We start from the raw sequence: 22,960 nt of genomic DNA, 5'->3' as shown, positions 1-22,960 counted from the left end.
AAAAAAGGTAGGTAATCATGGATCAAGCCGCGAATCTGAGGAAACTGACGGAAGGTAACACAAATCTGAAATTGGTTCCCAACCAGGCTAGAGCTATGACGAAAATAATTGCAATTGCATCCGGTAAAGGGGGGGTTGGAAAAACTACCCTATCTGTGAACTTAGCTATTGCTATAGCTAAGGCTGGACATCGCGTATTAATTTTTGACGGCGATCTAGGTCTTGCGAATATAAATGTCCTTCTTGGAATCATCCCAAAATACAATTTATATCATGTTGTAAAAGGGCACAAAAGCCTAAAAGACATTATTATTCAAACCCAAGAAGGTGTGGATATCATTGCTGGAGCAAGTGGGTATTCTCAACTTGCCAATTTGAATGATGTCCAGAGAAATAATCTTATAAAAGGCTTTGCCGACTTAGATAACTACGATTATATGATCATTGATACGGGAGCTGGAATCTCATCCAATGTGATTGGACTAGTTATGCCCGCCGACGAAGTAATTGTAGTCACCACTCCCGAGCCAACCTCTATTACAGACTCTTATGGATTGATCAAATCAATCGTTTCCCAAACTAAAGATAAGAATCTCAAAATCATTGTGAACCGAGCTAGATCTGCGATTGAAGGTAAAAAAGTTGCAGATAGAGTGATCGATATCAGTGGACAGTTCTTGGAAGTTCAGGTCGAGAATTTAGGCTTTATCTTTCAAGACGAAGATGTTGAGAAAAGCATCCGTGAGCAAAAACCCTATATTGTGAATAGCCCAAGATCTAAGGCGTCTGCCTGCTTAACTCGAATCACTCATAATCTTTTACAATTGGAAGGAAGTGATGGAGAGCCAGAAGGTTTGGCCGGTTTTATTAAGAAATTTTTTAACTTTATCGACTTCCGGGAAAATGAACTCGAAGAGCGGATGAATTCTGACGACTCGGAGCCTCATAACAGTTGAGCTTACAAATTGCCTTCATAGCAACTTTTGGAGTGATAGCCTTAATCATTTCCATGATAGCAGGGTTTATGGTAGGCAACCGAATTGGATATATCATAAGCATATCCATGATCTCAACATTGGCATTCTGTATACTTGGTTTTGGTGTTCATCAGGTTTTGGCTACTCGAGTTCCGGAATTTTTAACATTTCTCGGCAATCTTATGGGAATTTTTACAGAAGCTGCTGAGAGTGCTGCCGGTTCTGGTGGCTTGTCCATGTCAACTTCAGACCTTTCAGACAATGAAATTGGATCATCTTCCAATTCCAATTTTGATGATGATTTAGATGTAAAAACAAAAGTTATGGGTCAAGGTAAATCAGGCAAATTTGGTGACCATCTAGTTGTGGAAAATATTGCTCTCAAAAACGAGCCTAAACTTATGGCCGAGGCAATTCGAACCATGATGGCTCGAGATGAAGATTAATTTTGATTTTTTTAAGACATAAATAAAAAAATACTATCCTTAAATGAGAATTGGTTCGATTTTTACAGTGGATACGAAATTTCGTTATAGCTTCAAATTATGTCTAGAATCATGGAAAAATACAACAGTAGGGATGAGATCGAACTCTGGAAAGAGTATCGTGTCGACAAGAATCCTGAAATACGAAGTTATATCGTAGAAAAATATTCCCCCCTTGTTAAGCACGTGGCGGGCAGAATCGCTATTGGAATGCCGCAAAATGTGGAATTCGATGACCTTGTCAGTTATGGAGTCTTTGGTTTACTAGACGCCATTGAAAAATTTGATCCAAGCAGAGAAATAAAATTCAAAACCTATGCGATGACAAGGATACGCGGAAGTATCTTTGATGAATTGAGATCTGTTGACTGGATTCCAAGATCCATTCGCCAAAAAGCGAAACAGCTTGAGCAGATCATTGGGATGCTTGAGAACAAAGAAGGCAAGAAAGTGGAAGATGAAGAGATCGCCAAGGAATTGGGAATCTCTATGGAAGAATACAACTCACTTCTTACAAAATTATCGGGAACTTCTCTAGTGTCACTGAACGACATATGGTTCTTAGGCGATGAGAATGATGAAGTTTCTTTTATGGAAACTTTGGAATCTCCGATGAATATGAATCCTGACAATATCATCGAGAAAGAAGAGATCAAGAATGTGATCGTTGAAGCAATCAAAACTCTTCCTGACAAAGAAAAGAAAGTCATTGTATTGTACTATTATGAAGATCTAACTTTAAAAGAAATTGGAGAAGTTTTGGAAGTAACAGAATCCAGAATATCCCAATTGCACACGAAGGCCGTTTCTAGATTGAGAAGTAAATTGGGCAAGGTTAAGAACGCCATCACCAAGAGGTAGAAACAAGTGTCGGTAACAGCACTTCTTTCTGATGAACTAAAAGAACTTGATCGAAAAGAAACTGAAGAAGTTGAAGTAATCGGTGAATCGATAGAAGATTGCCTCCGTTTAGCAGCCGAATACTTTAATAGAAAAATTCACGAATTAGATTATCGAGTTATCAAAAGAGGAAAGAAAAAACTTTTTTTCTCTGAGCCATTTCATATCCGCGTTACCATAATTCCAGAAGATGATATATTAAGTGAACTAGAAGGCTTAGATGAAAAGCTAACTGGTGGTGCAGGTAAGCTAACCAATAAAGATCTACGAGAAATCATTGAACCAAAAGATAAAGATGGATTTGCTTCGGTAAAAATTTTCCGAACGGGAGTATTTCTTACAGTTACTCCGCCTCAAGGAAATGGAAAGCCAGTTAAATTAGATGATATAGCTAAGAGACTTTCGTATCGAGGTGTATCTCAAGTTGAACAAGCAAAAGTTAAAAAAATTGTAGAAGAATCTTCAGGCAAACCAGTTTTAATATCTAACCAAAAACCAAGACCCAATATGGAAGCGAGTATGGTAACGGATATTAGCACAGATCAAATGCGTGCAATGGTTACTTTGATACCAGCAAAACCAGGTGGCCGAGACTTGGAAGTGCAAGACATTGTGAATGCTTTGAAATCTATTGGTGTGATCTACGGAACCAAAGAAGACTTAATCAAGAAATATCTTGACGAAGAGAAATTCAATATTGCGTTTCCAGCTGCAGAAGGTGACCCGCCAGTCAATGGTAAAAATGCCGAAGTGAAATACCACGTAAGAACGGAAAAGGCAATAAATTTCCGTGAAGATGCATCGGGTCGAGTTGACTATAAAGATCTTGACTTGATTGAAAACGTTGTCGTCGGGCAACTTCTTGCAGAAAAGATTCCAGCGCAACCGGGTAAGATGGGAAGAAATCTCTATGGAATGCTACTCCCAGCAAACGATGGTAAGGATCTAGAACTCAAGCAAGGAAAGGGAACTATTCTTTCTGAAGATAGACGAAAACTCACAGCTGAAGTCAATGGACAAGTTCTGTATCTTAGCGGTCGCTTGTCGGTTGAGACAGTTTATAGAATCAACGGTGACGTAGGAATCAAAACAGGTAACGTTACTTTCTTGGGATCTATTGTGATCACTGGAAATGTGGAAGACAACTATCATGTTAAGGCTGCTGGAAATATTGAAATTTTTGGAACAGTACAGAAATCAGTTGTTGAAGCAGACGGTGATATCGTAGTAAGACAAGGTATCACGGGTCGAGAAGAAGCACGTATCGAATCCACTGGCGGAAACATCGTAGCAAAATTTATTCAGAATGCAACAGTTATCACAGACAAAGATATCATTGTTCAAGAAGGAATCATGCATTCCAATCTTATGGCTGGTGGAAGGGTTATTTGTCGTGGTAAACGAGCTCAGATCGTCGGTGGAGTGATTCAAGCGACAAGGTTGATTGCAGCGAAAATTATTGGATCTCAAGCCAATCCGCAGACCGAATTGATTGTGGGCAATAACCCAAAAATTCAGAAACAGATTCAAGAATATGAAGCCAAACGCGCAGAAAACCAAACTAAGAAAGACCAACTTACCAAAACTTTAAAGACACTTCAAGCAAGAAGGGAATCCGACCCGGCATCCTTTACTACGGAAAACGCTGAATACCTGAAAAAATTAGAAGCTGGTTCTAATAAATTGACAAAACGGATTGAAGAATATACTGAAGAAATTCAAACACTCACAGCTTATATGGAAGAGCAATCTGCTCATGGAAAAGTTTCCGTTGAGAAGACTCTATTTGGTGGAGTTGTTCTAAAAATTAAAAATGCTGAATTCACAGTAAAAAATGAAGTAAAAGCCAAAACTTTTCTCGAAGAGAACGGACAGATTCGTCAGCTTCCTTATGAAGATCCCGAAGGTCAAAAAAAGGACTGGAGAAAAAAACGAGGTCGTTCTAGAGTATCTTAAATACCAGAAAATCGGAGCCATCCGAGTCCCAGGTCCCAGGAATGTTGTTGGATTTCCTTTGAGCTTGGAGGCGACATGGAGATCGTTGCATTAATTACAATCAATATTGCTTTCGGAGTCGGACTGTATATAGTTGTGTCTGCTAAGCTTACCAAAATTTTAAAGGAAAGCCAAGGCACAGCTTTAGAAAAAAAAATCAGAACCATCCAATCAGAATTTATTAGACAAACCGATTTATCTTATGAACTACTTGAGCGCAAAACAAAAGGTTTGCGAGACTTGGTAGATCGTAGTGATAGAATTCTTGAAATTCTGAAAGTAGAGTCTGGTACAGGAACAGGCGTTAGTATCCAATTGCAAAACCTTATCAATCAGGTCAAAGATATATTGGACGGACGAACTCTCTCAGATGTTTCAAATGGCAAGTTAACCGAAGAATTCCTTTCATCACACCGGGCAGAAAATTCCGAACAGATAAATCAGCCAACTCAATATAGACAATCTGCAAGTTCAGTAGAAACAAAAGAAATGGCTGATACTTTTGCTAAGAAGGATTTGAATAAAGTTCAAGATTCTCTTCCCATTTCTAAATCTACGCAGACATTCAATCCTGATACCGGAATTGTTCGAGGAATTACTAACGCATATATTCAGAATAAAATCACGAAACCTGAGATATCAACCGAAGGATACAACACCTCAAGCAAACTTATCGCAGGACTAGGACGAAAAGTTATGAGTATGATGGGAGCTGATAAACTCAGCATTCAAGAAGATGCAAGAACCATCCCTGAAAAGAGACCATCCGAAACCAATAAATTAGCATACTTGATTGATAATGATCCATTCGAAGGTTCAGATTCGGAACCAGGCTTCCGGGATTTGGAAGAAGAGAAGCGACTAGAGGAAGGAAGCTTTCTCTCAACATTTAAATCAGTAACAGAAAATAAAAATTACAAGGATCAAATTGTGATCTCACCTTCCTCTGTATTAGAAGAGCTTCCAGCAAGTGCAACGAAAATTGATAAGGTCGTTCTTCTTCTAAAAAAAGGATATTCCTATGATGAAATCGGTGATACTTTGGATCTAGGAACGAGAGAAGTTAAGTTGATCGAAACGATTAGAATGGATAAAAGTAGAAGAAGATAATTTTGTGGAAGAATATTTTTTATTGAATATTGGTTTTTCAAATGTTGTTGTATTGTCCAAGTTAGTTGGAATTCTTTCCGCCGATTCAGCAGGAGCAAGAAGGCTCCGATCTGAAGCCAAAGAGAACAAAAATTTGGTTGATGCAACAATGGGTAGAAAAACCAGATCAATAGTCGTTCTTGCCTCTGGGCATATTTTCTTGTCAGCCATCCGTCCTGAGAGTCTGAGCAAGCGAGTCGAGAAAAAAGATAACCAAATTGGTTTAGAGGAAGAAAAAGAAGAATCTAACGAAGTGTAGATTCTGGATAAGTAACATTCGTGGTATCTGATAAATCAAAAAATCCAATTGATGGACAACTTTTTATAATCTCTTCTGTTGCAGGGGGAGGTAAATCAACTCTAATAAATCTTCTTACCAATAAATATCCTGATATCCTTTTCTCAATATCCTCTACTACAAGATCTCCCAGACCGGGTGATGAAGAAGGTAAGACTTATAATTTCCTTACTAAAGAGGAATTCGAAAATGCAATCAAGCAGGATCGATTTCTTGAATGGGCGCTAGTTCACGGCAATTACTATGGAACTCCACGCAAATTCATTGAAGATGGGATTCATTCTGGACATTCCGTTGTATTAGATATCGATGTTCAAGGTGCAAGCTTAGTCAAAGCCAAGATGCCTCATTCCAAATCTATATTTATACTGCCCCCATCGGAAGAAATTTGGATTCGACGATTGAAGGGAAGGGGAACGGACTCCGAAGAAAGTATCAATCGAAGAATCGAAAATGGTAAAAAGGAATTATTGGAAGCATCCAAATTTGACTACAGAATCATAAATGATAATTTGGATGATGCATTTTTGCAATTGGTTCAGATTCTTGGTCTTGGTTAATTTATCTCTTTAAAATATAAATATTCAGTTGGGGACATTTCGAACATCAGAATCTAACCATTTATTGGTGATGATTGCTCTACGTTCTGCAGGAAATAGTGTGAGTAAATAAGTTGTGATCGTTTGACGACCATCTTCTTCTGCATCTTTGTCCATTTGCTCAAAGACTTCTATAATATCGTAGTCAGGCCAATTGACTAGCATATCACGAGCAGCATTTGGTGGCATATTCGCAACTTTGTCTGCAAGGACTTTCACCTTTTCAGATCTTGCTAGTTCCAATTTTTTCTTTTCTTGGATATCTTCTTCCTTTTGAATGAGACCTGTCCTCAATTCTTCTAACCTTTCTCTTTCTTCGGTTAGGCTTTCTTGTGTTTTCTCAATCTCTTTTTGAAGCTTCTCAAGTTCTTCTCTGTCTTCGATTAATTTCTCTTGAGCTTTGGCAAGTTCCAATTTTTCTAATTCTGTCGGAGATTCGCTATCTTGATTTACTAGATCAGGTTTTTTTTCAAGAAAGGGAAAGTAATCTTCAGCATCTATAATTCTAAAATAATCAAATACAAAAAAACCAATGGCAATTAGAAAGAGAATTAAAAAAACCAAATATATTGCTCGTGTTTTATCGGTTAAACTTGCCATGATAACTCCTATTTATTCAGAAACTGGTTGTAGATGGATTTCAAAGTTTTGAAATCTTCTGGTAGATTCTCATCATCTCGTTCTTGTTTCGAAATGGTTTTAAATACTCTTGGTTGACTTATATCTTTCTTCTCATCGATTTTGGATGTGACTAGAATTTCGTGATGTTTAGTTACTGTGATATATTCTTCCAATTCTAAGCGTTCATTTTTATTGATTCTTTTGCGAAATTTTTTGTAGTCTCGTTCTCGTAATTTTAATAGAATTTCTTTTTCTTTTCTAGCTTCATTCAGTCGGATGCGAGCGACATCTAATTCGGGTTGCTTTTTTTCTATCTCGACATTCAAATTTTCAATTCTGATATTCAATAATTTGTAAGAATCTGCATAGTCCAAATACTCTCGAATTCCCGTCTGCCTTGTTCCCATTGTTGACAATCGATTTCCAGATTCGGTTAGCATTTTTTGGAATTCAACTTTCTCATCATTTAAAGCATTTATAGTAGACACAACTATCGATAGGCTCTTGATTGCGTCATCCTCAGTTCTCTTTCGTAGAGTAATTAGAGGATCTAACCTGAACTGAAAACGTTTCATACTGTTCTATTCTAGAAAACATGAAATTTTTTTGTACTCTTTTTTTAAATTTCGGTGATTTTTGGATAAAAAAGAATGAATTCGAAAGGGTTTAAAATTCTTCTTCGGCTACATTTTGGATCAAAATATCTTTGAGGCCTTGGATTGCATCTTTCATATTCCCTTTCTCTTCGATTCTCTGCTTAAGGAAATTATCAATCAAACCTTTTCTCTCAATTGCCATATCGACTTTCGGGTCAGTTCCTCGAATATAGGCGTTTAATAGAATGAGTTCTTCTGTACTTTTGTATTTTGCAATCAACTCACGGACCAGTGTGGAATGCATATAATGGTCTTCGTTTGTGATTTTCATCATGAGCCTTGAAAGAGAAGAAGGTATATCGATCGCTGGATAGTGCGATTCTTCCGCAAGCTTTCTGGAAAGTACAATATGTCCGTCTATGTATCCACGTACTGCATCGGCTATAGGATCATCCATATCTTCGTCAGCATCGGTAAGAACTGTGTAAAAACCTGTAATAGATCCGCCCGATTTGCCACGACCTGCTCGTTCAACGAGTTTGGATAATTTGGAAAATACGGAAGACCCGAATCCTTTCGTAATCGGCATCTCGCCTACAGAAGTTTCCCTGAGTGCATGGGCATATCGAGTTAAAGAATCCATAAAAAGTAAAACATCCTTGCCTTGATCACGGAAGTATTCCGCAACAGAACAAGCAAGTTGAGCACATGTGACCTGCTCCATCTTCGGCGCATCCGATGTCGCAACGAGGATTACAGATTTAGCAAGGGCTTCCCGACCCAGATCATGCTCTAAGAATTCGTTCACTTCTCGACCACGCTCGCCAACAAGCGCGATCACGTTTACATCAGCAGAAGTATATCTTGCTATCATTCCGAGAAGACTTGACTTACCAACTCCTGAACCAGAAAATATTCCAACACGTTGACCTTTACCAACCGTTAGGAGACCGTCGATCGCTCTCACTCCAGTTGGTAAAATATCGGAAATGGGTGGACGATCTAGCGGATTCGGAGTATGAGAATCTGTAAACCGTTCTTCTTTAGCTTCGATATAAGCCTTGTTATCGATAGGTTTGCCAATTCCGTTGAAGACTCTCCCAAGAATTGCATCTGATACGGGGATTGATAATCTTTTGCGTGATGAAAATACAAATGCATTGGGGAATATTCCCTCAACTTCACCTAATGGAAGTAATGTGTAATTGTGGTCCTTGAAGCCAACTAAAACGCAAGATAGAAATCCTCGCTTTTCGCCTTTCTCCACTTCCATGATCTCACCGATTCGGGAATCTGGAGGACCGTTAGAATAGATGACATTTCCTACAACTTGAATCACAAATCCTGATTTTCGAATAGGTTCCGCCTTCTCCAAAACATTGAGGTATTTGGACATGACATCGATTTTTTCTGTGAATTTCTTCTCTATCATCGCTAAACCAAGATTTCTTCAATAATTAATTATGTCTCATGAATTGACAAGTCGAAAAAATCAGAGGAAAAAGAGTGAATTCAGAAGAACAAATGGATTTCTAACTTAGTTTTGTTCGTGTTTTATTTAGATTTCCATTGGCTTTTCTTAGATCCAGAACGCACTTCGACGGAATTGGTTCCAATCCATCGCACAGTATGATCATTCGATTCGGGAACCCATTCCATATTTAGGGAATGGACGGTTGGGCTTGAATCAGCAATGTTCCAAATTGCAATCTTCCAAGCTGTCTCTAAGTTAATGGACGCGTTATCAGATTCCAGTTGATTCTCAGAACAAATCATTGCAATAGCATCGCCAGTAGGAGAGGGAAGTATCGTTGTTATATTGGAACAATCTGTCCAGAATTTAGCATTCTTTAGTCCATTTACTCGAACGTCTGTTGCCACTCCCGCCTTACGAAGATTGGTTCCGTATTCATCGTTGATTCCTTGAACCCAGAATAAGCGATCATTGGTTGGATTGTAATGAATCATTCCAGGAAGAATCCAAGAGCCTATATTTTCAATTTTGATTGACTGTTTATTTTTGCCTTGTGGGTAGATTGCAATTTTTGTTTCGTAATTTTTCTTTTCTGTTGTTCCCATAAGAGGATTCAGTGAATCTTTTTCTTTATAGACAACTTGGTATTCAAGTATAGAACCATTATAATTTATTTCTTCTTTTGGAAGCTCAGCATCTCTCCAAAAAAAACTGCTGCAAGAGAAAAACATAAAGCATGACATAACAATTATTTTCCAGAATTTCATAAAGTAACCTACTTAGTATTTATTAGAAAGTTATAATATAAAAATTGCAAACAAAAAAACCTTCCAAACAAATGTCAGGAAGGTTTCTTCATGAGAAGCTAGTGTTGTTTGAATCTGATTCTTATCTGTGTCCGTCCGCTTTGATTTCGCCGTGATCTTTGTAAAGACCTGTAGCTGTCAAAGAAGGCGCTCTCAAATGTCCACTGTATTGTGTATAGGTAACATTAGAGTTGAAAGGCCAGATTCCTTCACTTTGTGTTAGGGATGGTTGACATTTGTTCAATCCACCAGCTTTATTGTATCCGCAAGAAGAATGGTAAGCTACTGCATAGTCATCTTCACCAGGAAGAATTGCAGATGCTCCGATCATTCCTTTGTATCCAGGAACATGGTAAATTGTTACTCCACCAGTGTTGTTATGGTTAAAAGCAGCTCTTGCAGTTGATACAATCAAAGCTTTATCCATAGCATTACCAGCAAATCCAAAAGTCGCACCATTAAGAGCGCTTGCAAGTTCAGAACCACCAGAAGCTGCTGCGAGTGCAGTTACTTTAGTGATATTGAAACCTTTGCTTGCTGCTGTTCCACCTAGGTTTGCCAACCAGAATTCAATCGCATAACAACCAGCACTGTGGCAAACGATTTTGCAAGTTTTAGTTCCTTTGCAATTGTTTGTAAGTCCTGTTGTGATATTTGTTTGAGCTCTAGAAGTTCCATAGGTTCTTGGATCCGTTGTTCCATCGTAACCGATGAATATTTTAGATCCAGAGACACTACTGGTTGATGTTCCCCAGTAATTGTTTACATCTGTTGTTCCTGTACCGTTGTGGTTTGAACCTGACTTACCGTGGATGAATACGGTATTTGTTTGGGCACTGACACTTCCTGCCAGAATCAACATTGTAAATAAACCTGCTAAGGCTGTTCGCATAAATTTTTAGCTCCTTTTGCTTAAATATTATACGAAAAGAATATGGCAAAAATATCAACAAATAATTAAATAAGTCGAGAAATTTATTTATGACTTATTTTTGCCGTAGTTTATGTCTCTAAAAACCGATCTAAAAACGTCATTTTGAGTGTTTTGCCAGTGTTTTTTTGCAATCAGCGATCGAATAAATACAAAAAAAGCCCGACTTTTCAGCCGAGCTTTCCATTTTAGCGATTATTTTAGAATATTTCTAAATTTTAAACTAAATGTTATCTCCAACCACTTGTTTTGACTTCGCTATGGTTCTGATATAAGCCAGCAGAACCTATGGAAGGCGCTCTGTAGTGACCAGAATATTGCTTATATGTCACGCTTTTTCTAAAAGGCCAGATACCTTCGCTTTGTGTAAGGGAACCTTGGCATTTGCTAAGACCACCTGTTCTATTGTAACCACAAGCTGAGTGGTAAGCAACAGCATAGTCATCTTCACCTGGAAGGATAGCAGAAGCTCCAAACATACCTTTGTATCCTGGAACGTGATCAATCCTAACACCGCCAGTATTGTTGTGGTTGAAAGAAGATCTTGCTGTTGATACGATCAAGGCTTTGTCCATTGCGTTTCCAGCAAAACCAAATGTGATACCGTTCAAGGCAGAAGCTAGCTCAGATCCACCAGAAGCCGCTGCAAGAGCAGTTACCTTAGTGATTTTGAAGCCTTTGCTTGCAGCTGTCGAACCTAAATTCGATAGCCAATACTCGATTGCATAACATCCAGCAGAGTGGCATACGATCTTACAAGATTGAGTTCCTTTACATCTTTGAGTTAGAACTGTTGTGATATTAGTCTGAGCACGAGCTGATCCATAAGTTCTTGGATCTGTTGTTCCATTATATCCAACGAAATACTTTGAGCCACTTACTGTGTTCTTGCTTGATCCCCAGTAGTTGTTTACGTCTGTTGTGCCTGTTCCGTTGTGGTTGCTTCCGGATTTACCGTGAATGAATACTGTATGTGTCTGTGCGCTGATTCCTGCTGCGAGGAATAGGAACGCAGTTGCTGCTAAAATTATTTTTTTCATTTTCAATTCTCCTGTTTTCTTGATTTACCTTACAATTGTGTCGAATCTGAAACAAGTATTTTTTTCCTAAGTCAATAAAAAGTTTATGCGAATATTCTGACTTTAGTATGTACTTTTTGTGTAATCTGGCATGATAATTTCGGGAAATAATTAACCATTCAAATGTCTTAATTCAAGAATATTCTTAAAATTATATATATGATTATTCTTTAATTCAGGAATACTGAAATAGTTATCTAATAGATTATTTTTAATCCTATGGAATACTGTTTATCTTTAATTGTTTGCCATTGATATTAAAAGCAATAAAGTTATATGGTAAGTATTCATCTTCAACATTCCATAATTCAAAAAATTCGTCATAGCTCTGCGTTATTTCGCCACTACGAGCATCCATCAAATAAATTATTTTTTGGGATCGATCAAATCCATTTACAATACGGTAGTGTCCATTTTTGGAAGTCTTCGACCAATTTTGGTGAACAATCACTGGAATATTCCTATCAATATAACTTTGTATTGCATGAAGAAAAGCCATTTTTATTTGATAATGTTCAGATTCATTACTTGGAAGCTTTTTGATACGCCCATTATCTACATCAGAGAATTCTTCTAAGTATTGGCGCATATTGATTGTTCCTGTTCCAGGATACAGTTTTAAATCAAATGCATTAGGTTTATCAATATTAATATTCTTATATCGACCTTCATTTTTGAATCTACGTAGGATCGAATACATGATATCGTATTGATCAAATTGATTAACTCCCCAATAATTAAAAATCATTTGTATAGAAGCCGGTCCACAAAGTTTGTTCTCGCTTTGCTTAGTATATAATAAATTTAGTTTTTTATAATCTTTAGTTATTTCAGGGTAGATGTGTTCGCAATTGGCTTTTGAAAGATATAAAATTTGGGAATCACGGTTTATGAGTTTTAATTGATCCTTTTTCTCACCGAGAGGAATCGCTATAAATCTGCTTTTACTATTATCTTTATGGCAATTTAGAAATTGGTTAGTTTCCATTGTTTGCGCTGCGATATCTGAAAGTGATGATGCGAGCAGTATATGTAAAATTAGTGCGCTTATTGCAAAATATTTCATGAATTATATATACATTCAATGAATATCTTGTAAATAAATTATTGCTGCATTTGACTTTTAAAAATAAGTTCCGATCTGCTAAAATATTTTAAAGATTAATAATCAACAAGGAATGCATGAAAAAAGTAATCAACGGATTTACTTAGAGGCAAAAAAAAAGACCCGAAGTTTTATGCTTCGAGTCTTCGCTTTCAAACCAGACGATTTGAATAAAATTAAAAAGTAAACTTTGTTTCTAATTATCTCCAGCCATCATTTGTTAGTTCGCTGTGGTTTTCATACAAACCTGCAGTTCCAACAGAAGGAGCTCTGTAGTGACCAGAGTATTGGTAGTAAGTTACGTTCTTGTTGAAAGGCCAGATACCTTCACTTTGTGTAAGTGGAGATTGGCATTTGCTAAGACCACCAGTTTTATTGTATCCACAAGAAGAGTGGTAAGCAACAGCATAGTCATCTTCACCTGGAAGGATAGCAGAAGCTCCAAACATACCTTTGTATCCTGGAACGTGATCAATTCTAACACCACCAGTATTGTTGTGGTTGAAAGAAGATCTTGCTGTTGATACGATCAATGCTTTGTCCATCGCGTTTCCTGCGAAACCAAAAGTTGCACCGTTAAGGGCAGAAGCAAGCTCAGATCCACCAGAAGCAGCTGCAAGAGCAGTTACTTTAGTAAGATTGAAACCTTTGCTTGATGCTGTTCCACCTAGGTTAGATAGCCAATACTCGATTGCATAGCAACCTGCAGAGTGGCATACGATTTTGCAAGACTGAGTTCCTTTACATCTTTGTGTAAGAACTGTAGTGATATTGGTTTGTGCACGAGAAGAACCATAAGTTCTTGGATCTGTACGACCATCATAACCAACAAAATACTTGGATCCACCAACAGTGTTTGGGTTTGATCCCCAGTAGTTGTTTACGTCGGTTGTGCTTGTTCCGTTGTGGTTGCTTCCGGATTTACCGTGAATAAATACTGTGTGAGTTTGTGCACTGATTCCTGCTGCGAGGAATAGAAACACGGATACTGCTAAAATTAATCTTTTCATTTTCAAATCTCCTGTTTTACTGAACGTAGTTAATAAACATGTCAAAAATGTTGCAAGTTTTTTTTTCCTGAGTCGGAAAAAAATTTACTAGAATTTTTTGCCCCTTTCTCAGCACATAAAGATCTATTTTGCTATGAAATTTCCAAGATCTTTATAGGTTAGAACCTGTTTTTATAAACAATTTTACGAAAAGTTAAGATTTTGCAGAAGAATTCAAAGCATGAGAAGGATCACAGAGGAGATTATGACAGAAAATATTAAGAAGTATTTGCTTTTCGGAGGGATTGGCGTATTGGCAATCCTCTTGGCGGTTTGGATTTTTGGCACGGGTGACGGCGGCGGTTTCGGTAGCTCCGATGACCAGAAAAATGCGGACAGAATGTCACAAACCTACGATCCGACGAGTGGCGGTGATGGAATGGATGGCAACTCGGGTGTTATGGGCGAGGATGGAATGCCTATAAATGATGGAGCGTCTCCGAGTTTATTGTTAGATACCTACAAAGAATGGGCGCAATATCCACCATATTCAAGACCGATGTCCATTTTGAATCATGATCTTGCTTTTCCATTCATCGTGGAAGCTTCTCCAGATTATCTATTCGATACTCCGGAATCTAAAGAACCGAACGGATATGTTTGTTTGTTTCAACCTCGAACATGGGCAGTCATTGGAAATACAGACACTATGCGCGTTACTCTTGAATGTCGTGACGATGCAAGAAATCGCGTCAAGGTATCAATCGACAAATCTCAAGTGTTTCGAGAATTCGAAGGTAAGAGATTTGGAGCTGTCAGTGCAGATGTCAATGACAATGGTCAAGACGGTGACGATCAAGCTGGCGACAACATCCATACTTTTCAATGGAAACCAATGAAGCAAGATTGGGGTGATATGTCCTTGGTTGCTGATATTACTTACGGTCCGGGCAAGAAAACTACAGTTACTTCTGCATTCTTTTCCTCGCCAGGGCTTCCTGCAAAATTTACAGGTGCCTTTTCTGAGAGAGTTGATGAAGGTTCTCTAAAGGTTCGAGCTGTGATTGAAGTGTATAAAAAAGGTCGTTACCATCTAGAAGCAAACTTGAAAGATAAAAAGAATGGCGACTATATTGCTTATGCCACTTACGATGGAACCTTAAATGGTGGGAGCCAAGAAGTAGATTTTATTTTCTTTGGAAAGATTTTGCGTGATAAAGGATTAGATGGTCCTTACATCATTACAGATTTTAGAGGTCATAGAGTGAATCTACCAATTGATCCAGCTTGGTATGACCAAGGAGCAGAAGGTCTCAAAAAGTTGCAAAATGCAAAAACGACAGAACCTGATAAAGAACTCGTTTATCCTTATAAAGAAGGATTTGAGACTAGGTTTTTTGAAGTGGAGACTTTTTCCAAGGCTGCATGGGCAAGCCAAGAGAAAACGGATCGTATAAAGCAATTGGAAGAAGCTGCATCACAGCAGTAAAATAAGGATATAAATATGAAATGGGCTCTTGGTTTACCAGTTTTTTTGGCATTGGTTGTGATGATCGTTTGGGAATCACTACTACTTATAAAATCTCCTCTATATAACGGAGAGATCCAGGTAGCAGGAATCAAAGAACAAGTTGAGGTGATAAGAGATCTCGATGGAGTTCCTCACATTGATGCCAAGAGTCCACATTCCGCCTTTTATGCCTTAGGTTATGTATCTGCTCAAGACAGACTTTTTCAAATGGAAATTATTCGTAGGCTTGCGCAAGGAAGACTTGCTGAGATTCTAGGGGAAGACTTAGTCCCAGTTGACAGAATGTTTCGTAGTCTTTTGTTAGGTGATTGGGCAAGAAAATATGCCCAAGACCAGGCAAGACTTGAGCCAGACGCATGGACAAATTTGGACTCCTATTTGGAAGGAGTCAACGCATTCGTTAGTCAAGGGAACTATCCGATTGAGTTTACAGTGCTCGGATTTACACCTGAACCATTTCGTAGGGAAGATGCCTTAGCATCCCTTGCATATATGGGCTTTTCCTTTGCAGAGGGAATTAGAACAGACTCACTGTATAGCATACTCGCAGAAAAATTTCCCAATTCAAAAATCGAAGATTTATTTCCCAGAATGGATAAAGAAAAAGATGCATCGATCATGGAAGACCAACCTGGAATTCCAAGGTTATCTACATATATAGAAGATAAACAGATAATTGAGAAAAATCCTGAGTTACGTTTACCTTTGAATTCAACAAACAGATCTTCTGATTCGGTAGCAAATGTAAATCGTCGGGAATTGGAACGTTTTGTGTCGAATGTTGATTCAGTATTCAATCAATTTCCACCTATTGATGGTAGCAACTCTTGGGTGTTAGCTGGGTCTAGGACTCAGTCTGGAAAGCCGATTCTTGTTAACGACCCTCATATCGCATACTCGAATCCAGGTACTTGGTATGAAGCACATTTAAAATATCCAGGCTTAAATGTTTATGGATATTTTCTTGCGGGCGTACCCTATCCGTTAGTTGGCAATACTGAGGATAAAGCCTGGGGATTGACTATGCTAGAAAATGATGATGTTGATCTCTATTATGAGACGATCTCAGAGAATGGGATGCAAGTTTATCACAAGAACCAATGGAAAGATCTACAAATCATAGAAGAAGAAATCAAGATCAAAGGCAAAGATTCAGAAAAATATACAATTCGAATTACTCCTCATGGACCGATTTATACGGATTTTGTTAAGGGATATGAAGGTAAACCAATTAGCCTTTCTTGGGTTTTCCATAAAGAACACAGCCCTGTCATAGAAGTTCTGCACCGTGCACTTTTTTCAAAAGGATTGAAAGGTATGAAGGAAGCAATTTCACTTTTGACCGCACCTGGTTTGAACTTTTCATACGCGGATCGAGAAGGCAATATTGGATGGTGGGGAGCTGGACGTTTTCCAATTAGAAATAAAATTTCTAACACAAGAAAAATTTTAGATGGGTCGCAAGGTGATGCTGATATTGTTGGGTATTTGAATTTTTCTGAGAACCCTCAATTGGAAAATCCAAAAAACGGAATCATTGCCACAGCTAACAATCTTCCATCTAAGAAGAATTATGCGAGACTAGGGAGACTAGAAGGCAACTGGCAACCATCCGATCGATTTAGAAGAATTACTGAAGTGCTATCCAAGAAAGAAAAATTCGATTATTCGGATATGGAGAACCTACTTGTCGATATAACTTCTTATTCAGCTCCAGAAATTTGGGAAGTTTATATAAATTCGATTAAGATCGATGGAAAAATCTGGGAGAATCAATCTCCCCAGCAAATCAACCAAGCAAAGGAAGCAATGGATATCCTCTCGCAGTGGAATTTTCAAGGTAGAGTTGATTCCAAAGGAGCAACAGTATATTATGTTCTAACTTATCATGTTATTCGGAATATGTTGTTAGATGAAATGGGTGAAGAAACTTTAAAAATCTATGGAAGTACGGCTGAATACATCAATGCGTTCAAATGGATCATTGAGCAAGAAGATCATCCACTCTGGGATAATGTTGCAACTGATGGAAGAGAAACCAGAGATGAAATTTTAGAAAAAAGTTTAATCGATACAGTTGAATACCTTACAAAAAATGTAAGTGAGACACCTAATCTATGGCTGTGGAAGAATCTCTACAAAGTTGAATATCCTCATGCGATTGGAATGAAAAAACCAATGAATTTGATTTTTAATATAGGTCCGCATTCAACAATGGGTGCTCCAGAAGTTGTAAATAATGTTAAGATGAAGTTATTGGATGGCAAATGGCTCGCTGCATCTGGTCCATCCACAAGAAGAGTTGTAAGCTTTGGAGATATGGATGAGAACAGAACCATACTTCCTACAGGCAATTCTGGGAATATGGCAAGTCCTTTCTATGATGATCAGACGATGAAATATATTAATGGAGAATTTCGAACAACGAATTTTACTCCAGAGAAAATAAATAAGGAAAAGCGATATAAGCTAATTTTAAAAGAGTAGAGCGGAATTCTTACTAATGTAATTCTAATATAAATGTCAGAATCGAAAAGCAATTTATTAGTATCTAGTGTTGTTCAAACTAATGGAAGAATCTCGAAAATTTTTGCCATTGATTGCGATTATGTAATGCCTGGTGTTGCTTGTGCTTACTTAATCATAGATGAAGATCGAGCCTGTTTTGTAGAAAATAATACAACTCTCGCTGTCCCAAAACTCTTGGATGCTCTGGACCAGAATTCGATTCCTCGTGAGAATGTTGATTATCTAATGATCACTCATATCCATTTGGATCATGCAGGTGGATCTAGTGCTCTTCTTGACGCTTGTCCCAATGCAAAATTGCTCGCTCACCCAAAAGCTGCAAAACATGCAATCAATCCAATGCGATTGATTGCATCCGCAAAACAAGTATATGGCGAAGAAGAGTTTACAAAACTATATGGTGAGATTCATCCTGTTCCTGAAGAAAGAGTTCGAGTTATGGAAGACAATGAAACTCTAAATTGGCAGAGTCGTCAGTTTAAATTTGTCTACACGACAGGACATGCCTCACATCATTTCTGTATTTATGATTCACTATCAAATGGAATTTTTACTGGGGATTCTTTTGGAATAGCTTATCCAAAAATCGGTGGAGTAGGCAAATTTATCTATCCAACCACAACTCCAACTGACTTTGATCCAGACCAAGCACGTAATTCTCTGGATTTAATTCTCAACACGGGTGCAGCGGTTGCTTATCTTACTCATTTTGGATCTGTTGGTAATCTACAAAACTTAAAATCGGATCTAGTAGCAGGAATTGATGCCATGCAAGAAATTGCATTAAGTCTTGTTGAAGCTGGTGATTCTCAAGATTTACTTCAATCAAAAGCAGAAATTGGTGTGCGAGAGTATTTCATTGAGCTTGCTCGTAGAAAAGAAATAGTTCTTGGATCAGAAGAAATGGAACTTTTAAATTTCGATGTTAAGTTGAATGCAAGTGGATTGGTTTATTGGGCTCTTAAGCAAAGACTTAAGTCTAAGCTATAACAGCTTATATGAAATTCCAAAAAACATCCTTAATTGTATCTGTTTTGAGTTTTATTATTATTTTATCCTGTTCAAAGGAATTTTATTTTACTAAAGACTTAAGCGAAGAGCAGGCAGGATTTCATGTCACAGTTTACTTTGAAGAGTTTACAGAAAAATTTTTTCTAAGTTCTGAAGATGTCGGAAGAAAAAATTTAGTAGAGATTCTAACTGAGATGTCCCTTGCAGAAAATCCTTCTATGCGGTTTGTTACAACCAACACAACGATTGAGATCTATGATATATTAGGTACACGCAATACATTAACGAAGGCTTGGAAAATTTTTGTGAATGGCAAAGAAATAGATCCCATATCATTGAAGAAGGGAGTGGAAGTGAATTGGAAGTCTAAGATTGAATTTAAATTCTTGCCTTACGAGCGAATCAATCTTTATTCTCAGCCATAAAATATGATTTTTATGGCTTGAGAATCTCAATCTATTATCTTAAGGAAGTTAATTCTCTGTATGCACGGATAAAACCATCCGCCATTGATTTCGTAAAGGTAAGAGACATTCTAGCTTTTTCTGCTGATACCATAACATCATGAATATCTACAGAATTCGGATCATATACTAATTTCTGCGTCATCTCGTCAGCAACAACTTGTTGATCATTAACTTCTTCGAATGCTTTGCGAAGTACATCTCCAAATGTTCCAGCTACTTGATCTGGAGTAACTGCAGAATTGGTTTTGCCATAATGACGATTGTCGGTTCTGTTGATTGCAACTTTATCTCCATCTGGACGTAGAGAGAAAGATTGATTGCTGTCATGTGTCCAGTACGTGGACTTATTGAATATATTTGTGTTGATTTCCATTATGCTCTACCTATTTCCAGTGCTTTATTAAACATCGCTTTCGCTCCATTGATCATCTGAACATTTGCTTCATAAGATCTTGATGCAGAAATCATATCTGTCATTTCACTAACAATATTGACATTAGGCATTTCGACATAGCCTTTTTTGGGTCCAACTTGTATGGCATCTGGATGAGTCGGATCATATGTCAATCGAAGAGGAGCCATATCCTTTTCTACTTTCATCACTTTAACACCTTTGCCTTCACCTGGAGCAATGCCAAAAGGATAGAGCGGACTTTTCCATCGCGTTCTCAAGTTAACGGGAGTCATGATTACTCGATCCCGTCTAAATGGTCCGTCTCCATTTGCATTTCTCGTAGTTGTCGCATTTGCTATGTTATTTGAAATGACATCCATGCGCAGTCTCTGAGCCGACAACCCAGTAGATGAAATATTGATTGAGCTAAACATTCCCATATAATTTACCTTCTTTTAGTTAATAATTTAGGATGATGGTCTCATCATCTGTAAGAGTAAGCGATTGTTCTGATTGAGTCGTTCAACGAGCAACATATAAGTCATCTGGTTCTGGCTTGAATCCACGACTTCCTTTTCAATGTCCACATTGTTTCCATCTGCACGGATGGTAGTAAGATAATCTATATTTGATTTAGGTTGAACAGACTTATAATCTAGAGGTTTAAAAAATTCAAAATGCCTATTATCGGAAATTTTGGTCGGAACCGCTTTATCCTTCTCAATTTTTTCTGATTCAATTGCACGATGAATCATTGATTCAAATATAACTTCCGTACGTTTGAAATTTGGCACGTCCGCATTTGCGATATTGTCCGAGATCGCTTTTCTACGAATTGTGCTAGTCTGCATTCCTCGATGGAGAAGATCTTGGGTTTTCATAAAATGGGTTTTATCAAACATATTTCCCTCTACGAACAAGAGTCGGGAGGTTTTGCGTTTTCTTTTAGCATTTTATGTCGGATTAGAAAGTTTTTTCGAAAAAACTCTTATTCTCAAAACTAAGTTCTTGTCGAAGAGCGATAATTGGGCGATTTAAGGATATAACCCTATGGATCTTTTGTCTCAGACAATTCAAATGAATGGAACTACTTGCGAGATCAATATTGCGGGAGTTTTGAATCATTCTACTATACATGAGATTTGGGACTCAAGTATCAAATGGGTTCATAATGAAAAGCCCAACCGAGTCCTAATTGATGTTCAAAACGTCCATACCTGTGATGCAGCAGGTATCGCGTTTATTTTAGAGCATAAGCATAGACAAGAAGATCTTGGACTTGATTTTGTTTTGAGGGGACTCAAGGAAGATTTTCGATATTTATACGAAATTTCCACTTCCACCCAACTTGGAAAAAAAGAAAAATCTAAGAATTTTTTCCATGATTTGATTATGGATAAACCAGAAGAAATTGGTGAGTTTGTATTCAATCGGTATTCAGATTTCCAGAGTCGAATGTCGTTTATTGGAGAATTCACCGTGAGTTTTTTTCAAGCAATGGTAAGTCCGAAAACGATTCGCTGGAAAGATTTATTTCGTACGGCAGAAAATGCGGGAGTCAATGCATTTCCCATAATTGCATTAATTGGTTTTCTTTTAGGACTTATCATGTCTTTTCAGTCTGCGATTCCCATGCAAAAATTCGGTGCTGAAATATTCGTGGCAAATCTTGTCGGCTTATCTCTGTTTCGTGAACTAGGTCCACTAATGACCGCGTTCATTCTTGCTGGACGAACCGGATCCGCATTTGCAGCTGAACTCGGAACGATGAAGGTAAGCGAAGAAATCGATGCTCTGTCTACAATGGGTCTATCTCCTATTCGTTTTTTGGTTCTTCCTAGAATTTTGGCGACAACATTGGTCTCACCTTTGCTTACTTTGATTTTTAATCTTCTCGGACTATGTGGTGGCGCATTGGTTCTTTATAGTTTTGGATTTCCCTTGGTTACTTTTATAAATCAAATTGTATCGGCAGTTAGACTAACTGATCTTTTTGGTGGTATAATAAAATCAATCGTTTTCGGTGCTACGGTTGCATCAGTTGGATGTTATGAAGGTTTGAGGACAACTAACGGAGCAGGCGCTGTGGGAAGTGCTACTACTCGAGCAGTTGTAAGTGGAATAATCTACGTTGCAATTCTGGACGGAGTGTTCAGTATCGCTTATTTTTATCTGGGCATATGAAAAAGAATAAAAACTCAGTAACAAAAGAAAAATCCTATTATAAAAATTTCGATAATGAGGAATCCATAATCGAAGTCCGCAATCTTGTGAGTGGATACGGCTCTGCAGTAATCATGGACAATCTGAACTTTGATATAAAAAAAGGAGAGATTTTTGGGATATTAGGTGGTTCTGGCAGTGGCAAAAGTACTGTTATGAAAAATATGATCGGTTTGAACCCACCTTTGAATGGTAAAATATTTATTGATGGAAAAAATCTTTGGGAGTCAAACTACCAAGAACGTTTAGCTATACTGAATAAGTTTGGAGTCATGTATCAGCAAAGTGCTTTGTTTGGATCAATGACTGTATTAGAAAATGTAAGATTGCCGATGGAAGAATTCACGAATCTACCTGTAGATGCGATGAATACAATTTCTAGGATGAAATTGAAAATGGTCGGATTGGATGAATTCGCAGAAGTCATGCCGTCAGAACTTTCGGGTGGTATGAGGAAGAGGGCTGCTATAGCACGAGCAATGGCTCTTGATCCGGGAATTGTTTTTCTTGATGAACCATCGGCTGGACTCGATCCAATTACTTCTGTTGAACTAGATCATCTAATCATACGACTCTCGCGAAGTCTAAATGTTACTTTTGTCATTGTAACTCATGAACTAGCCAGTATATTTACCATAGCAGATCGAGTGATCGTTCTGGATAAAGAGACGAAGGGAATTATCGCCGAAGGATCACCGGATGAATTGAAAAATCATTCCAACATAGATTTTGTTGTGAGATTCTTCAATCGACTGCCCAAGGATAAATAGATGATTAAAGAAATTGAGGAGTAGAAGTGTA

Annotated in this window: 24 protein-coding genes; 13 read left to right on the top strand and 11 right to left on the bottom strand. The window is 37.8% G+C overall.

The window, feature by feature from the left end:
• The first annotated feature begins 17 nt into the window (after positions 1-17).
• The 7 genes from O4O04_RS13240 (at position 18) to gmk (ending at position 6,364) form a co-directional block, all read left to right on the top strand.
• Complete coding sequence (locus tag O4O04_RS13240; RefSeq protein WP_272532227.1) at positions 18-956, top strand: MinD/ParA family protein; 939 nt, start codon at positions 18-20, stop codon at positions 954-956.
• A complete protein-coding gene (locus O4O04_RS13235; protein WP_272532226.1) occupies positions 953-1,423 on the top strand; it encodes a hypothetical protein in 471 nt (156 codons plus the stop codon). Before O4O04_RS13240 ends, O4O04_RS13235 begins: the two co-directional genes overlap by 4 nt.
• Before the next feature lie 99 nt (positions 1,424-1,522).
• On the top strand, positions 1,523-2,323 hold the full coding sequence (gene whiG, locus O4O04_RS13230) for an RNA polymerase sigma factor WhiG (protein WP_272532225.1): 801 nt from the start codon (positions 1,523-1,525) through the stop codon (positions 2,321-2,323).
• 6 nt (positions 2,324-2,329) lie between these two features.
• A complete protein-coding gene (locus O4O04_RS13225) occupies positions 2,330-4,318 on the top strand; it encodes a DUF342 domain-containing protein (protein WP_272532224.1) in 1,989 nt (662 codons plus the stop codon).
• Positions 4,319-4,393: 75 nt separating this feature from the next.
• Positions 4,394-5,467, top strand: coding sequence for a hypothetical protein (locus tag O4O04_RS13220; RefSeq protein WP_272532222.1), 1,074 nt, complete (start codon positions 4,394-4,396; stop codon positions 5,465-5,467).
• A gap of 4 nt (positions 5,468-5,471) precedes the next feature.
• Positions 5,472-5,765 carry an extracellular matrix/biofilm biosynthesis regulator RemA family protein gene (locus tag O4O04_RS13215; RefSeq protein WP_272532221.1) on the top strand — a complete coding sequence of 98 codons (294 nt, stop codon included), beginning with the start codon at positions 5,472-5,474 and terminating at the stop codon, positions 5,763-5,765.
• A gap of 20 nt (positions 5,766-5,785) precedes the next feature.
• Positions 5,786-6,364: a guanylate kinase gene (gene gmk / locus O4O04_RS13210; RefSeq protein WP_272532220.1), complete on the top strand. Its 579-nt coding sequence runs from the start codon at positions 5,786-5,788 to the stop codon at positions 6,362-6,364.
• 24 nt (positions 6,365-6,388) lie between these two features.
• Here the strand turns inward: gmk and O4O04_RS13205 are convergent, their stop codons facing one another.
• The 8 genes from O4O04_RS13205 to O4O04_RS13170 all read right to left on the bottom strand — a co-directional run bounded on the left by O4O04_RS13205 (position 6,389) and on the right by O4O04_RS13170 (position 14,025).
• Positions 6,389-7,003, bottom strand: coding sequence for a periplasmic-type flagellar collar protein FlbB (locus O4O04_RS13205; protein WP_272532219.1), 615 nt, complete (start codon positions 7,001-7,003; stop codon positions 6,389-6,391).
• An 8-nt stretch (positions 7,004-7,011) separates the two neighbouring features.
• Positions 7,012-7,599, bottom strand: coding sequence for a flagellar export protein FliJ (gene fliJ, locus O4O04_RS13200; protein WP_272532218.1), 588 nt, complete (start codon positions 7,597-7,599; stop codon positions 7,012-7,014).
• Positions 7,600-7,690: 91 nt separating this feature from the next.
• The gene (locus tag O4O04_RS13195; RefSeq protein WP_272532217.1) at positions 7,691-9,052 is read right to left on the bottom strand and encodes a FliI/YscN family ATPase; all 1,362 of its coding nucleotides are present in this window, start codon (positions 9,050-9,052) and stop codon (positions 7,691-7,693) included.
• Between the two features lie 122 nt (positions 9,053-9,174).
• Entirely contained in the window at positions 9,175-9,861 is a 687-nt protein-coding gene (locus O4O04_RS13190) for a hypothetical protein (protein ID WP_272532216.1), read from the bottom strand.
• Positions 9,862-9,982: 121 nt separating this feature from the next.
• Positions 9,983-10,792 carry a hypothetical protein gene (locus tag O4O04_RS13185; RefSeq protein WP_272532215.1) on the bottom strand — a complete coding sequence of 270 codons (810 nt, stop codon included), beginning with the start codon at positions 10,790-10,792 and terminating at the stop codon, positions 9,983-9,985.
• A 269-nt stretch (positions 10,793-11,061) separates the two neighbouring features.
• A complete protein-coding gene (locus O4O04_RS13180) occupies positions 11,062-11,871 on the bottom strand; it encodes a hypothetical protein (RefSeq protein WP_272532213.1) in 810 nt (269 codons plus the stop codon).
• A gap of 256 nt (positions 11,872-12,127) precedes the next feature.
• Complete coding sequence (locus O4O04_RS13175) at positions 12,128-12,976, bottom strand: C39 family peptidase (RefSeq protein WP_272532212.1); 849 nt, start codon at positions 12,974-12,976, stop codon at positions 12,128-12,130.
• 239 nt (positions 12,977-13,215) lie between these two features.
• A complete protein-coding gene (locus O4O04_RS13170; RefSeq protein ID WP_272532211.1) occupies positions 13,216-14,025 on the bottom strand; it encodes a hypothetical protein in 810 nt (269 codons plus the stop codon).
• A gap of 244 nt (positions 14,026-14,269) precedes the next feature.
• Here O4O04_RS13170 and O4O04_RS13165 point away from each other — a divergent pair, with 244 nt between their 5' ends.
• The 4 genes from O4O04_RS13165 to O4O04_RS13150 all read left to right on the top strand — a co-directional run bounded on the left by O4O04_RS13165 (position 14,270) and on the right by O4O04_RS13150 (position 19,500).
• Positions 14,270-15,493: a hypothetical protein gene (locus O4O04_RS13165; protein ID WP_272532210.1), complete on the top strand. Its 1,224-nt coding sequence runs from the start codon at positions 14,270-14,272 to the stop codon at positions 15,491-15,493.
• Positions 15,494-15,508: 15 nt separating this feature from the next.
• Positions 15,509-18,022: a penicillin acylase family protein gene (locus O4O04_RS13160; RefSeq protein ID WP_272532208.1), complete on the top strand. Its 2,514-nt coding sequence runs from the start codon at positions 15,509-15,511 to the stop codon at positions 18,020-18,022.
• Positions 18,023-18,148: 126 nt separating this feature from the next.
• Positions 18,149-19,054, top strand: a complete 906-nt coding sequence (locus O4O04_RS13155; protein ID WP_272536100.1) for an MBL fold metallo-hydrolase — start codon at positions 18,149-18,151, stop codon at positions 19,052-19,054.
• Between the two features lie 8 nt (positions 19,055-19,062).
• Positions 19,063-19,500: a hypothetical protein gene (locus O4O04_RS13150; protein ID WP_272532206.1), complete on the top strand. Its 438-nt coding sequence runs from the start codon at positions 19,063-19,065 to the stop codon at positions 19,498-19,500.
• 34 nt (positions 19,501-19,534) lie between these two features.
• On the opposite strand, the gene fliE is transcribed toward O4O04_RS13150, so the two are convergent.
• From fliE to flgB, 3 genes are read right to left on the bottom strand one after another with little or no spacing between them, the layout of a single operon-like run.
• Positions 19,535-19,915 (bottom strand): flagellar hook-basal body complex protein FliE, encoded by a 381-nt coding sequence (gene fliE, locus O4O04_RS13145; RefSeq protein ID WP_272532205.1) that lies wholly within the window; start codon positions 19,913-19,915, stop codon positions 19,535-19,537.
• Positions 19,915-20,376, bottom strand: a complete 462-nt coding sequence (gene flgC, locus O4O04_RS13140) for a flagellar basal body rod protein FlgC (RefSeq protein ID WP_272532203.1) — start codon at positions 20,374-20,376, stop codon at positions 19,915-19,917. The genes fliE and flgC overlap by 1 nt, the downstream gene beginning before the upstream one ends.
• A 27-nt stretch (positions 20,377-20,403) precedes the next feature.
• Positions 20,404-20,838 carry a flagellar basal body rod protein FlgB gene (flgB, locus tag O4O04_RS13135; protein WP_272532202.1) on the bottom strand — a complete coding sequence of 145 codons (435 nt, stop codon included), beginning with the start codon at positions 20,836-20,838 and terminating at the stop codon, positions 20,404-20,406.
• Between the two features lie 148 nt (positions 20,839-20,986).
• Between flgB and O4O04_RS13130 the strand changes: the two genes are divergently transcribed.
• Complete coding sequence (locus O4O04_RS13130) at positions 20,987-22,120, top strand: ABC transporter permease (RefSeq protein ID WP_272532201.1); 1,134 nt, start codon at positions 20,987-20,989, stop codon at positions 22,118-22,120.
• Complete coding sequence (locus O4O04_RS13125) at positions 22,117-22,929, top strand: ABC transporter ATP-binding protein (RefSeq protein WP_272532200.1); 813 nt, start codon at positions 22,117-22,119, stop codon at positions 22,927-22,929. The genes O4O04_RS13130 and O4O04_RS13125 overlap by 4 nt, the downstream gene beginning before the upstream one ends.
• Positions 22,930-22,960 lie beyond the last annotated feature (31 nt).

Origin of the sequence: Leptospira sp. GIMC2001, assembly GCF_028462125.1 — a bacterium.
Lineage (GTDB): Bacteria > Spirochaetota > Leptospiria > Leptospirales > Leptospiraceae.
This window is presented reverse-complemented; position numbering and strand designations above follow the sequence as displayed.

Bases quoted from the DNA above. Each gene is read 5' to 3' on its own strand.
- O4O04_RS13130 (WP_272532201.1), top strand. From the start codon at position 20,987: ATGGATCTTTTGTCTCAGACAATTCAAATGAATGGAACTACTTGCGAG.
- O4O04_RS13165 (WP_272532210.1), top strand. From the start codon at position 14,270: ATGACAGAAAATATTAAGAAGTATTTGCTTTTCGGAGGGATTGGCGTA.
- flgB (WP_272532202.1), bottom strand. From the start codon at position 20,838: ATGTTTGATAAAACCCATTTTATGAAAACCCAAGATCTTCTCCATCGA.
- O4O04_RS13125 (WP_272532200.1), top strand. From the start codon at position 22,117: ATGAAAAAGAATAAAAACTCAGTAACAAAAGAAAAATCCTATTATAAA.
- O4O04_RS13170 (WP_272532211.1), bottom strand. From the start codon at position 14,025: ATGAAAAGATTAATTTTAGCAGTATCCGTGTTTCTATTCCTCGCAGCA.
- O4O04_RS13190 (WP_272532216.1), bottom strand. From the start codon at position 9,861: ATGAAATTCTGGAAAATAATTGTTATGTCATGCTTTATGTTTTTCTCT.
- flgC (WP_272532203.1), bottom strand. From the start codon at position 20,376: ATGGGAATGTTTAGCTCAATCAATATTTCATCTACTGGGTTGTCGGCT.
- O4O04_RS13160 (WP_272532208.1), top strand. From the start codon at position 15,509: ATGAAATGGGCTCTTGGTTTACCAGTTTTTTTGGCATTGGTTGTGATG.
- O4O04_RS13195 (WP_272532217.1), bottom strand. From the start codon at position 9,052: ATGATAGAGAAGAAATTCACAGAAAAAATCGATGTCATGTCCAAATAC.
- O4O04_RS13150 (WP_272532206.1), top strand. From the start codon at position 19,063: ATGAAATTCCAAAAAACATCCTTAATTGTATCTGTTTTGAGTTTTATT.
- O4O04_RS13180 (WP_272532213.1), bottom strand. From the start codon at position 11,871: ATGAAAAAAATAATTTTAGCAGCAACTGCGTTCCTATTCCTCGCAGCA.
- O4O04_RS13175 (WP_272532212.1), bottom strand. From the start codon at position 12,976: ATGAAATATTTTGCAATAAGCGCACTAATTTTACATATACTGCTCGCA.
- fliJ (WP_272532218.1), bottom strand. From the start codon at position 7,599: ATGAAACGTTTTCAGTTCAGGTTAGATCCTCTAATTACTCTACGAAAG.
- O4O04_RS13205 (WP_272532219.1), bottom strand. From the start codon at position 7,003: ATGGCAAGTTTAACCGATAAAACACGAGCAATATATTTGGTTTTTTTA.
- fliE (WP_272532205.1), bottom strand. From the start codon at position 19,915: ATGGAAATCAACACAAATATATTCAATAAGTCCACGTACTGGACACAT.
- O4O04_RS13185 (WP_272532215.1), bottom strand. From the start codon at position 10,792: ATGCGAACAGCCTTAGCAGGTTTATTTACAATGTTGATTCTGGCAGGA.
- O4O04_RS13155 (WP_272536100.1), top strand. From the start codon at position 18,149: ATGCCTGGTGTTGCTTGTGCTTACTTAATCATAGATGAAGATCGAGCC.
- whiG (WP_272532225.1), top strand. From the start codon at position 1,523: ATGTCTAGAATCATGGAAAAATACAACAGTAGGGATGAGATCGAACTC.
- O4O04_RS13220 (WP_272532222.1), top strand. From the start codon at position 4,394: ATGGAGATCGTTGCATTAATTACAATCAATATTGCTTTCGGAGTCGGA.
- O4O04_RS13240 (WP_272532227.1), top strand. From the start codon at position 18: ATGGATCAAGCCGCGAATCTGAGGAAACTGACGGAAGGTAACACAAAT.